Origin of the sequence: uncultured Paraglaciecola sp. (genome assembly GCF_963977085.1) — a bacterium.
GTDB lineage: Bacteria > Pseudomonadota > Gammaproteobacteria > Enterobacterales > Alteromonadaceae > Paraglaciecola.
The window spans coordinates 120590-133136 of sequence record NZ_CAXBNC010000008.1; the positions used below are offsets into that span (position 1 = coordinate 120590).

Genomic DNA, 12547 nt, shown 5'->3' on the forward strand with positions numbered 1-12547 from the left:
CTTATTGCCTATTGATAGTCGCGCACATCGGCGAAGTGACCAGCCAATGCTGCAGCCGCAGCCATAGCGGGGCTAACTAAGTGGGTGCGCGCACCACGGCCTTGACGACCTTCAAAGTTCCGGTTACTAGTTGAAGCGCAGCGATCACCTTGTTTAAGGATGTCGTCGTTCATGCCTAAGCACATTGAGCAACCCGGCAAACGCCATTCAAAACCTGCATCGATAAATATTTTATCTAAGTGTTCGGCTTCAGCTTGGGCTTTCACTGATACCGAACCCGGTACCACTATAGCGGTCACACCCGCTGCCACTTTGCCGTGTTTTGCTATGGCTGCTGCGGCGCGCATGTCTTCGATGCGACCATTGGTGCATGAGCCTATAAACACGTTGTTAACGGTTAAATCAGACAGTTTTTGACCGGGCGTTAAGTCCATATATTTAAGGGCTTTGTTGGCAGAGTCTTTATCTATGGGATCTGAAAAATCGCTAGGGGAGGGCACAGCTTGATTTACGCCTATTACTTGCCCTGGGTTGGTGCCCCAAGTGACTTGTGGCGTGATATCTGCGGCTTCTAATTCGATAACAGTGTCAAAGCTGGCTGTTGCGTCAGATACTAAGGTGTTCCAGTAAGCGACGGCTTGTTCCCAATGTTGACCTTTAGGGGCGTATTCACGCGCCTTAAGGTAATCAAAAGTGGTTTGGTCTGGGGCAATTAAACCGGCTTTTGCGCCCGCTTCAATACTCATGTTGCAAACCGTCATACGCTCTTCCATAGAAAGTGCAGAAATCGCTTCGCCACAATATTCAATCACGTGGCCAGTGGCGCCAGCATGGCCAATTTTGCCTATGATAGCCAAGATAATGTCTTTGGCGGTGATACCAATAGGCAAACTACCATTGACTTGCACTTTCATGCTTTTTGCTTTGCTTTGTTTCAGCGTTTGGGTCGCAAACACATGCTCAACTTGTGAGGTACCAATACCAAAGGCCAAAGCACCAAAAGCGCCGTGTGTTGCCGTGTGTGAATCACCACACACGACTGTCATGCCAGGTTGAATCAAACCAAGCTCTGGTCCCATAACATGCACAATACCTTGTTTTTGATGACCCACAGGGAATAACTCAATTCCGTGCTTTTTGCAGTTGTCTGCCAAGGTTTGTAGTTGTAGTTTATTGGTTGGGCCACAAGCATCTAGCGCCAAAGAGCGAGTAGAAATACTGTGATCCATAGTCGCAAAGGTGCGCTCTGGGCAACGGACTTTACGGCCTTTTTCTTCTAGACCAGCAAAAGCTTGTGGGGTGGTGACTTCGTGGATCAAATGTCTGTCTATATAAATGAGTCCTTCTTCACCGGTTTCTGAAGTTTTTTTCGCATCGATAATATGCGCTTGCCATATTTTGTCATATAAGGTGGTAGCCATGACTAATTCCTAAATTTATTAAATTAACGCGGCGATATAGTCGCCCACTTCACTGGTATTTTTAGCTAAATGACGTTGCTCAGGGCTAAGTAAATCGCCTGTTAGTATGCTATCACTTAAGGTTTTCACTACGGCTGCATCAATTGCATCGGCCGCTGCTGTTTCGTTTAAGCTAAAACGTAATAACATGGATGCTGACAAAATTTGCGCAATAGGGTTGGCAATGCCTTTACCTGCGATATCTGGGGCTGAACCACCAGCAGGTTCGTACATACCAAAATTGTCTTGGTTGATACTGGCTGAGGGAAGTAGCCCCATTGAGCCGGTGATCATGGCACATTCGTCAGAAATAATGTCACCAAACAAGTTCGAACATAACATCACATCAAACTGACCCGGATCACGAATAAGCTGCATAGTCGCGTTGTCGATATAGATGTGTTCAAGTTCGACTTCGGGGTAGTCTTTCGCCACTTCTTCGACTACTTCTCGCCATAAACGGCTACATACCAATACGTTAGCTTTGTCTACCGAGGTGACTTTTTTGCCACGTTTTTGCGCCGCTTCAAAAGCACTAATAGCAATACGGCGAATTTCTCTTTTGCTATAACGCATAGTGTCATAAGCAAACTGTTCTTCACCTTCGCCTTCAAGCCCTTTGGGTTGACCGAAGTATATGCCACTAGTCAGTTCACGCACGACTAATACATCAAAGCCTGCGGCCGCAATATCGGCCCTAAGAGGAGAAAAGTTTTCCAGTCCAGGGTAGATTTTCGCTGGGCGTAAGTTACTGAATAAATCAAAGTGCCCGCGTAAGGCTAAAAGAGCGGCGCGTTCAGGGCGTTCTTCTAAAGGTAAGCTGTCCCATTTTGGACCTCCAATCGAACCGAATAATATCGCGCTTGCGTCTTCGCAACCTTTTAGTGTGGCAGCGGGTAGGGCTTTGCCATGATTATCTATGGCGATGCCACCGACATCGAAGTCGCTGAGATTAAACGAAATATTAAATTTTTTGCTAACGGCTGCTAACACTTTTTTGGCCTCAACCATGACCTCTGGGCCAATCCCATCGCCAGCCAATACTGCTATGTTGTAGTCAGACATTCTTTCTATACCCCTGCAATTTTTACTTGTTGTTCTTTTTGCTGATCAATCCGATCTGCTAAATGTGTGTTGTTTAATACGTAAATTAACGCCTTCACCCCTGATTCCACAATGTCTGTTGCCAAACCAATACCATTAAAACGGCGACCTTTGTATTCGGCGATAACAGATACTTGGGCCAAAGCGTTGGCACCTTCACCTTTGGAATCCAGTTTGAAGTCGACAATCTCTACTTGGTTGTGGCCCACTACTTTAGTAATGGCATTGTAAGCGGCATCTACTGGACCATTGCCTGTGGCCGATTCGGTTATTTCTTGGTCGCCCACCATCATACGCACTGTGGCGCTAGGTATGATTTCTTTACCTGAATTGGCCTGTAAATAAGTCAGTTTATAATGTTCGTCTTCTTGTTTGGTTTGGCTGAAAAACAATAGTGCTTCTAAGTCATAGTCAAACACTTGGCCTTTTTTGTCGGCGAGTTTAACAAAAGCTTCGTACACTGTTTCTAAGTCAAAGTCGGTTTCTTTATAACCTAACTCAAACAAGCGATGTTTAATCACATGTCGGCCAGAGCGAGAGGTGAGATTCAAATTGTTTTTGTTGATGCCGACACTTTCTGGAGTCATGATTTCGTAGGTATTTTGACCTTTTAATACGCCATCTTGGTGAATACCTGAAGAATGACTAAAGGCGTTAGCCCCAACAATCGCCTTATTCGCTTGTACCGGCATATTGCACAAATTGCTGACCAATTTAGAAGTACGTGATATCTCTTCACTTTTGATATTGGTATGCAGCCCAAGTCGTGCTTGACGAGTTTGCAGTATCATGGCGATTTCTTCTAATGAACAATTACCCGCGCGCTCACCTAAACCATTAATGGTGGCTTCTACTTGTCTGGCGCCTTGTTCCACAGCCGCCAACGAGTTGGCAACCGCTAAACCTAGATCATTGTGGCAATGCACTGAAATGATTGCTTTATCGATGTTAGGTACACGGTTAAATAGGTTTTGAATGATGCCACCAAATTCGGTTGGGGTAGTGTAGCCCACTGTGTCAGGGATATTCACTGTAGTGGCCCCAGCGTTAATGGCGGCTTCTACCATGCGGCATAAGTAATCAATATGGGTTCGGCCTGCGTCTTCGCAAGAAAACTCAACATCGTTGGTATAACGGCGGGCATGTTTGACAGCTTGTACCGCCATTTCTACTACTTCATCCTGAGACTTACGTAATTTAGTGTTCACATGAATATCAGAGGTGGCAATAAAGGTATGAATGCGGAACTGTTCGGCTACTTTTAAGGACTCACCGCAGGCATCAATGTCTTTGGCTAAGGCACGCGACAAACCACACACAGTGGCATTTTTTATTTCACGGGCGATAGTTTGTACTGATTTAAAATCACCAGGAGACGACACCGGAAAACCTGCTTCGATAATGTCTACGCCAAGACGTTCTAGAGCCAGAGCAATTTTTAATTTTTCCTTAACACTTAAACTGGCAGGCAAGGCTTGTTCGCCGTCCCGCAAGGTGGTGTCGAAAATTTTGACCTGGTTTGCATTGTTTTGGCCAGACATACCTTTCCCCTTATTGCTCTATTGATTGATTACCCTAAGTAATCGCAGAAATACACATACAAAAAACCCGTGCTAAGCACGGGTTTTGTAAACTGGTCAACGCTTGCTTACAACCTACCCGTGCAGTCTTGCTGCCAGCAGGAGTAAAGTAGATAAAAAAGCGTTATTCATGTTTAACATGTTTAAAATTCTTACATTTGCGCATCACAAAATTGATGCGTATTTGTAACGCGGATAGCCCCAACACGTCAACCACCGATTGCCAGAAAACATATAACTTAAAGGTATAAATTTAAATTTTTAGGTGTTGTTACTGCGATAGGAGGCAAATTGTTCTTTTCAAATTGCTTAACTAACTCAAAGCACAAAGAGTACTTCAGTGTACAAGCTGTGGTTTTATTACTATTTATTCATTTTTCTTTACTGGTTTGTAGTAAATGATAACAGTCGTCCCCATGTCTTGGTTGCTTTAATACTGTTCTGAATTGAATGGTTAAAATCGTCTTAAATTTCCAATGTGATGGAACTTTATGGCTAAATCAATTTCCCATATAATAGCAAAACTTAAGAAGCCACCACAAAAGGTACAACATTAATGAATAAAGTATTAATTGGATTAGGAATCATTTTATCTGCTTATTTAATTTATAGTGCAGTGAGTAATGAAGATACCGAATCAAATATAACAACTACAGAACAAAATATAGAAGTAAAGGAAAAACAAGAAATGTACGAAGAATATCAATTATCGGATGATGATCAAGCCGGAGTCTATGGTACATATGCTATAATCGTAGAAAATGAAAAGATGGCTGCTAAACAAGTATACACATTGAATAGTGATGGAACATTTGATCATACTCGCACAATGAGTAGGCCTAAAGATTTATCGGGTAATTCCACGGGGAGTTATGTTCTTAATAAAAACTTAATAACTCTTACCTTCGCTGAAGATAGAGACACAACGGTTTTCCCTCTGCAAATTATAGAAATGGCTTTGTTAAAAAACGGCAACTTAAAATCTGGAAATCAGGAACTTATTAAACAGTAGAAACTAATTTTTAGTAGCTAAAATCCAGCAAGTAATGGTTAGAACATTTACTTGCTGGGTTTTTAGTGATCTTTTTCAATACCTTTCTTTTTACATCATGTAATCTTTTAATATCTCAAAATCGCTTATTACCTTCGCTACAGTGAGTGCGTTAGGTAGTTGCTCCTAGTTTAATCATCTTCGTTAAAACTAATATAAGACTATACTAACAACAAGAGAAAAAGAGAGGGGGAGACTTCTAGTCGTTCGCGGCATTGGAAAATTTCCTTAAAACAGTTGAGCTTCCCTCAGCTCATTAAAAATGACGTTCTTCAAGTGTCTTACTTATTGATCATAGAGTACCCAGAAGAAGTTTACTGGATTGAATACAATCAATGCCATTTCTGAAATAGCTAGTGGGGCTGTTTAATATAGAAATAGCAAACAATTTCCAGGCGCTTAATTTCCTTACATTGTTTGCGTACATGTATTGACACTAGTGGTGGCTTCGTTAAATAAATGTGTACTTGCTCGTTATAGTGGCAACATAAAAGTAGTCGATGTCGAGCCATAATTGTTGGCTGTAAATGTTTTTTAATTGTCGAACTATAGGAATGGCTCTTGATGTCTTTTACTTAGTGGCAGTTATACAATAGTTGTTACAGCTTCTAATAAGCCTATGAAATTCCTCCCACAGTGAATGATACTTTTTAATTTCAGATAAAAATTATTTAGTGAGTTACCTATATCATTAGTAATCTAACCTATTGCTATATTGATCCTACTTCTTGCTATTTTCATTGAGTAGCGATGGCAGTTTTTTTTGCACTAGTGCTGCCGCTATTCTCGCGCTTTCTCTTGACATAAAGTTACTCTCTTTAAGCAATTTTTTTCCTACTGGGGTAGACAGAAACTTTACTATTGTATCAATTTCCTCCTTGTTAAATTTTTGCCCTAACTGTTGGCCGAGATAGAAAAAGTATTCATCTAGCTTGAACTCTTTTTCGAGCCATAACTCTATTTTTTGTTCTTGGCCGCTGTACTGAGGATGGGCTTGAATGATGCGCTGTGCGAGCTGTTTTTTATATTCAAGTAGCATTTCAGGTGTGACAAATGTTTTTGCTAACTTAGTGCCTAAAGGTTCAAGTTTCATGACTAGCCCTTCAGGAGGAATAGTTTGTGCACTACTCGTTTTAGTAGCTACTACTAGTAAAAGTAGGGACGTTGTAAGTACTCTTGTTAACACGATTTCTTTCCATCAATAAAATAAATTATAAAAAAAAAGAAGCCCGAGGGCTTCTTTTTATTAAAGTTCAAACCTTCTACTGGTTAAGTAGATTAGTTAAGTGGAACAACTACCGCTTGAACTGGGTCTAAACGACCTAATGTATCGACCACTTGGTTAGCGTTTTCTAACGAAGCATTATCAAACAATATTTGATCGTTAGTCGCTAATGCAGCATCAAACGTTAGTGAGAATGAAATACTAGTACCGCCTTGTGCAATCAAACCACTACTTGAACCGTCAACTATATCAGTAGCTGCGCCACCGGTAGTGAAGCTTAGTAAGTCATCAACTTGCTCGCCTGTTAACGCTAATGGGCCAGAAGCAACATTTGCATTAGTAATGTTACTTAACGCACCTGCTGTTTGGTCAAATGATGCATCTAAATCAAATGATAAACCATTACCTGTTGTTAGCGTAAGAGTGAATACTGTATCACCATCAACACCATCAACTAAGTTCAAAGTAGCATCAAATTCAGGAATTTCTGACCAAGCCATAAACAATGGAGCAGAAGGCATCTCTAGTGCATTTGTACCATCGTTATAGATATCATTAACGTAAGCAGACCAAGAGTTAGTTTGCTGACCAAGAGCATTGTCGTTGTCAGCTACTGCATCAGTTACGCCACTGAAGTCTAGACGAGCATGACCACGTACAGTACCACCTTCAGCAAAATCGTAACTATCATCGGCTTCACTGTTATCAAGTACAGTTTCAACCGCACCGTTACTGAACAAACCAATTAGAGCAGTAAATTCACCACTTGTTAAACCGTCATTATCAAATGTTACGGTAGTACCATCAGTTGAGATAGATAAATCAGCAGCGGTAAAACCAGCGCCAGAAAGTGAAGTTGCACCAACTGCGTCATCTTGCAATGTCATTGCTAACACTTCAGTTTCCCAGTCGCTATCGTCAATGCTTTCGTTGAACACTACAGTGAATGAAGGAACAGTTAATGAGGCTGAAACAACAAATGGAGGTAATGCATCAGCAAAAGCAACGCGAGCCTTACTGTCAACACCTGAATTGTTACCAGCATCATCTGCTACAACATCAGTAAAGTTAACTGCATTAGCAGATGAATTATTTGCGTCAACGTTACCTAAAGTTAACACATCGTTTGTAGTTACAACCAGACCAACAAAGTTTGAGTTAACTAAAACAGAACTTGCGTCATTTGAAGTCGCGCTATCAGTAGCTGACAAGTAGTCAGTCAATGTAGCAGTACCTGCCCAAGCCGGCGTGCCAGTTACAGCAACTTCTTCAGTGAACGAAATACCGAAAGTAGCAGTGACAGGTGCAGCAGCAAATGCAGCCCACTGATCAGCAGTATAAGCTTCACTAGGAATATCTTGTGGTGCAACACCAGTAGTTAAAGTGTCTGCAGTAGGCAATCCACCTAAACCGTCAAAGATTTCATCACCGGCTAAGATATCAGAAGCCCAATTTGCATCTGAACCAGCCAATAAACGTGGAGTAACATAAATTAATGGGTCACCAGCAGTACCTGAAGTACCTAAAACAGAGTTTTCACCGCCATCAATTACCGTATCAACACCACCGCCAAATACTAATGGAGCAATCTCACCTAAACCGTAAGACTCTTGAAGAGCAGTAGTAGCAGGTACGTTATCTGTCAATTCAATTGATTGCTCTGTACCAGGGTTAGAGAAATCATCTAATGGAGTAACAGAAACTTCATCACCTACATCAACAAGCTCAATAATCAACGAGCTATTAGTGATACCATTCGTGCCGTAATCTGCAGCTGAAATAACTGCAGCTGTAGCGCCATTTTTAACAACAGCACCGGTCGGTACGCTTAGTAGGTAAGATGTACCAGCAGTTTGGTCAACAGAAATTGTTGCAGTAGTACCTACAACAGCAGAACCACTTGCATTTAACAAACCATCATCTTCAGCGTCTAAACGATTTTCCATACGAGTAGAACTATCAGCAGGATCGCTATTTAAACGATTTACACCGGCTTGAACGTTACCATCTGAATCTTCATAAGCATCAGTAGTTGCTTCACTCCAAGTTTGAGCAAGTGTAATAGCTGCAGATGTATCAGCAACGAAGTGACCTTGCAAACGCACTTCAGCGTAAGTTGTTTGAGTACCATTTGCAACTGTATACGCTAAGTCAGTAGAAGGCTCAGTAACTGTAAACAAGTTACCAGCACCATCACGCAATTCATTCATTTGGAACAAGACATGAATTTCTTCACCTGAAGCTACTGCATCAGTAAGAGTTACTTTTAATGTAGTAGCCGTTTGCTCTACAGAAGCTACCGCTTTATAAGCCTGTAGAGTTTCACTCCAAACTGAAACGTTAGTTGCATCAATTGTTTGCGATACCGCTTCTGAAATATTAAAAACGATACCTGTTGTACCATCAAAACCAGGTTCAAGCATGTTGTATGCATCAGCTGCGGCGCCAATTGAACTGTCAACACTTGTAATGAACGGGGGTTTAGTATCTGAACTTGTATTAGCTATTGCTGTTAATGTGCCAACCCAAGTTTCAACTTGTTCTGCTGTAGTACCTGCAAAATCTGTTTGAGTTTGACCAGTAGCCGGAGTAACAAAAGAGTAGCCAGAGATTGACAAGTCGAAATTAGAATCGTTCGAAACACCTTCAAACAAGAAATGACCTTCATCATCTGTCGTAACAGAAACAGTTTGACCTGACAAGCTAACATTTCCATTAGGCGTATTTACTGTACCCGAAGCAGTTGACGCAGCTACACCAGTAAAATCTAACACGATTTTTGCATTCGCAATTGGCTCACCGGTAATATCGTTACGTACATAACCTTCAACTGATGATTCCAACTTCGGAATTACAGCTGTGCCAGCTTGCGCTAAGAACCCATCTATAAAAGTAGTTAATGGAATTCCAGTTTCATCATTATTTTCAGCATCAATTTGAGCACTAGGCGTAACATTTACCGTTGCTGTTGACGCATAACCTTCTGGCGCTTGAATAACAATAACAAAAGCGGCGTGACCAGTGTCATCATCAGAACCAGCAACATTTGTCACTTGTACATCATCAAACAAGTACGTACCCGCAGAGTCTGTGACCGCAGTTTGACCTGCAACAGTAACAGTTGCGCCTACAACTGGCTCAGCGTTCGTGTCCAATACCACACCTTGGATTGAACCAGTCGCTTTATTTATTGCTTCTGAGCCAGCACTAGGTGCATCAGTTTGGGACGTTGATGTGCTACCAGCATCACCTTCTGAATCGCCACATGCAGCCAAACCTAAACTTAGGACTACTGCTAGCGCTACTTTAGTTTTATAAAATTGAGTTGTATTAACCATTATTATAGTGTTCCTATTTATTTAAATATTATTAAGTACTTTCTATGTGAACATATTGAGTACATTTCAATCCTGTTTTTCGGTTTGCAACATTATCATGTTTTACGGGCAAGCAATATATCATCATATATTTGTTATTGACAAATAACATTTACCGTAGAAACACTTATTCATAGTTAAAACCTATAACAATCCTTCGTAGTAGTTCTGTTTCAAAACAAAATTTTACGTAACATATAACTATTTAACTGGCATAACTATATGACGTCAAACAAAATTGTATAATGATAGAAGCATAGCCGTCAAGCACCTAAATCAAATTCGTTCAACACATAATCCATGACGTATTCTACGAGTTACAAAGTATATAGTGAAGGAGGGCTAGAAGTACGCAAATTTATCAACAATTTGTAATTAGTTTACTCAAAATGTAACTTTTTAGAGGTTTTATGCTGAAAAAAGGGAACTTTTTGAAGGTTTACTGTTCTGAACATAGTTAAATTGGCAATACCTAATAGATATTCGGGGGATGCAAAAATATATAAATAATTTATTTTTGGGGCGGGTAAGGCACTTTTGGTTAGTGTTTGCCTTTAGTAGAGTAATGATTTGTGTTTTATTTTTGGATAAGTGGAAGCAGAAATTCACTTTATTCAACAAGAGTTTAAGTCTGATGTTGTGGCTTTATTGATTAATTATCGAAAGGTCTTCCAATTGATACTTAAGGATAAAAGTAACTCCCTTAAAGACAACGCCCTTTGTTGACCTTTACCTTTATGTACCCAAGTATGACCACAACAGGCTGCAGTTAAAATTGCTTTGCTGGGTTTTAGTAGTCTTAAACTAAGCACTTCTGTTCGCCTATAATTGTCTTCGGCAAACTCTCCATTGATTTTGAACCAACCAAACTTATTAGTATGTAATCTTTGAGTGGTTAATTCGATTCTGTCTATGGAGTCCAATTCAATATGTTCATAGCCAAGTTGTTTAACGTGAATAGCAATAGTACAGCCAATTTGAATATTGCTAGAAAACCATAGTTGGGTTTTTTCGGCATTAAAACTATTGGCCATACATTTTGCGGCTTGTTTTGCTTGCCAACTGGCATTGTGAATATCGACTTTTAGAGGTGAGTGGTGTTCTAACAGGCTATAAGCGGCGCGTTTAACATGGTGTCTTAGGCCTGCAATTTTTCGTTGCAATAGACTTACATTGTTTATTTTTTGCTGGGCTAAACTGGCAAGTTCGCGCTCATATAGGGCATTACATAATTCAGCATAGTGCAGCTGTCGCTGATCGTCAGAAAAAATGTCTACCTGTTGAGAGTGGGAAGTTTGCATAGTTGCTTGTATTAGTGCTTTCGTTATGACGTTGTTAAATATGCTTAAAACTAAAAATGGCCAGCGTTAGCTGACCATTTTATACTCTATGCCACAGAATTTGCAGTTTTATTAACTACAAATAGCATAAGAGCGATTATTGACCTTTAACTTCAGATAAACCGTTAAAGATAGCTTTGTCGCCTAAGAATTCTTCAATTCGTAATAATTGGTTGTACTTAGATACACGATCAGAACGACATAAAGAACCTGTCTTGATTTGACCAGCAGCTGTACCCACCGCTAAATCAGCGATAGTGGCATCTTCAGTTTCACCGCTGCGATGTGAGATAACAGCGGTAAAACCAGCATCTTTAGCCATTTTGATAGCGGCTAATGTTTCGGTTAAAGAACCGATTTGGTTAAACTTGATTAAGATTGAGTTACCAATGCCATTTTCGATACCGCGGGCTAAAATCTTAGTGTTTGTTACGAATAAGTCATCACCCACGATTTGAACTTTGTCGCCTAATAATTTGGTTTGGTAAGCAAAGCCATCCCAATCTGACTCATCTAAGCCATCTTCAATTGAAACAATTGGGTATTGATCACAAAGTGTTGCTAAGAAATCAGAGAATTCGTTAGCTGTGAATTGTTTGCCTTCACCTTTAAGGTCGTAGATAGCAGTTTCTTTGTTGTAGAACTCAGAAGCCGCACAATCCATGGCTAAAGTCACGTCTTTACCTAGCTCGTAACCTGCTGCTGCAACCGCTTCTTTGATTACCGCTAAAGCGTCAGCGTTTGATGCTAAATCTGGTGCGAAACCACCTTCATCTCCAACCGCTGTGTTTAAGCCTTTTGCAGATAATACTTTTTTAAGTGCATGGAATATTTCTGCGCCCATACGTAATGCTTCTTTAAAGCTTTCTGCGCCAACAGGTTGAATCATAAATTCTTGGATATCAACATTGTTATCAGCATGCTCACCACCGTTGATGATGTTCATCATTGGTAGAGGTAAAGAGTAAACACCTGGCGTGCCGTTTAAGTCAGCAATGTGTTCAAACAATTGCACACCTTTTGCATTTGCTGCTGCTTTCGCTACTGCTAATGAAACGGCTAAAATGGCATTTGCACCAAATTTTTCTTTGTTTTCTGTGCCATCTAAGTCGATCATGATTTGATCGATTTCACCTTGGGCTAGAGAATCTTTGCCTAATAAAGCAGATTGAATATCGCCATTTATTGCAGCGACAGCTTTTAATACACCTTTACCTAAATAACGGCTTTTGTCGCCATCACGTAATTCTAAGGCTTCACGAGAACCGGTTGACGCTCCTGAAGGCGCTGCTGCTCTGCCCATAGCGCCAGACTCTAAATACACATCTGCTTCTACCGTTGGGTTACCACGGGAGTCCATGATTTCACGGCCGATAATTTTGCTAATTTTTGACATGGTTGTTGCCTTCT

At 40.7% G+C, this 12547-nt stretch carries 8 protein-coding genes; 1 reads left to right on the forward strand and 7 read right to left on the reverse strand.

The window, feature by feature from the left end; all coding sequences use genetic code 11:
- Positions 1–8: 8 nt before the first annotated feature.
- From leuC to leuA, 3 genes are read right to left on the reverse strand one after another with little or no spacing between them, the layout of a single operon-like run.
- Positions 9–1421, reverse strand: coding sequence for a 3-isopropylmalate dehydratase large subunit (leuC, locus tag AAC000_RS11645; RefSeq protein WP_339722874.1), 1413 nt, complete (start codon positions 1419–1421; stop codon positions 9–11).
- An 18-nt stretch (positions 1422–1439) separates the two neighbouring features.
- Positions 1440–2525: a 3-isopropylmalate dehydrogenase gene (gene leuB, locus AAC000_RS11650; RefSeq protein WP_339722875.1), complete on the reverse strand. Its 1086-nt coding sequence runs from the start codon at positions 2523–2525 to the stop codon at positions 1440–1442.
- Positions 2526–2530: 5 nt separating this feature from the next.
- Positions 2531–4105, reverse strand: coding sequence for a 2-isopropylmalate synthase (leuA, locus tag AAC000_RS11655; RefSeq protein ID WP_339722877.1), 1575 nt, complete (start codon positions 4103–4105; stop codon positions 2531–2533).
- A 595-nt stretch (positions 4106–4700) separates the two neighbouring features.
- On the opposite strand from leuA, the gene AAC000_RS11660 reads away from it, so the two are divergent.
- Entirely contained in the window at positions 4701–5156 is a 456-nt protein-coding gene (locus AAC000_RS11660) for a hypothetical protein (RefSeq protein WP_339722879.1), read from the forward strand.
- Positions 5157–5916: 760 nt separating this feature from the next.
- Here AAC000_RS11660 and AAC000_RS11665 read toward each other — a convergent pair.
- The 4 genes from AAC000_RS11665 to eno all read right to left on the reverse strand — a co-directional run bounded on the left by AAC000_RS11665 (position 5917) and on the right by eno (position 12533).
- Positions 5917–6381 carry a DUF2059 domain-containing protein gene (locus AAC000_RS11665; protein WP_339722881.1) on the reverse strand — a complete coding sequence of 155 codons (465 nt, stop codon included), beginning with the start codon at positions 6379–6381 and terminating at the stop codon, positions 5917–5919.
- A gap of 92 nt (positions 6382–6473) precedes the next feature.
- The gene (locus tag AAC000_RS11670) at positions 6474–9758 is read right to left on the reverse strand and encodes a carboxypeptidase-like regulatory domain-containing protein (RefSeq protein ID WP_339722882.1); all 3285 of its coding nucleotides are present in this window, start codon (positions 9756–9758) and stop codon (positions 6474–6476) included.
- 695 nt (positions 9759–10453) lie between these two features.
- Complete coding sequence (locus AAC000_RS11675; RefSeq protein WP_339722884.1) at positions 10454–11098, reverse strand: hypothetical protein; 645 nt, start codon at positions 11096–11098, stop codon at positions 10454–10456.
- A gap of 136 nt (positions 11099–11234) precedes the next feature.
- Entirely contained in the window at positions 11235–12533 is a 1299-nt protein-coding gene (eno, locus tag AAC000_RS11680) for a phosphopyruvate hydratase (RefSeq protein ID WP_339722885.1), read from the reverse strand.
- Positions 12534–12547 lie beyond the last annotated feature (14 nt).

What these genes read in the sequence shown, in the direction of transcription:
- leuC (WP_339722874.1), bottom strand. Translation starts at nt 1,421, where the DNA reads ATGGCTACCACCTTATATGACAAAATATGGCAAGCGCATATTATCGAT.
- leuB (WP_339722875.1), bottom strand. Translation starts at nt 2,525, where the DNA reads ATGTCTGACTACAACATAGCAGTATTGGCTGGCGATGGGATTGGCCCA.
- leuA (WP_339722877.1), bottom strand. Translation starts at nt 4,105, where the DNA reads ATGTCTGGCCAAAACAATGCAAACCAGGTCAAAATTTTCGACACCACC.
- AAC000_RS11660 (WP_339722879.1), top strand. Translation starts at nt 4,701, where the DNA reads ATGAATAAAGTATTAATTGGATTAGGAATCATTTTATCTGCTTATTTA.
- AAC000_RS11670 (WP_339722882.1), bottom strand. Translation starts at nt 9,758, where the DNA reads ATGGTTAATACAACTCAATTTTATAAAACTAAAGTAGCGCTAGCAGTA.
- AAC000_RS11675 (WP_339722884.1), bottom strand. Translation starts at nt 11,098, where the DNA reads ATGCAAACTTCCCACTCTCAACAGGTAGACATTTTTTCTGACGATCAG.
- eno (WP_339722885.1), bottom strand. Translation starts at nt 12,533, where the DNA reads ATGTCAAAAATTAGCAAAATTATCGGCCGTGAAATCATGGACTCCCGT.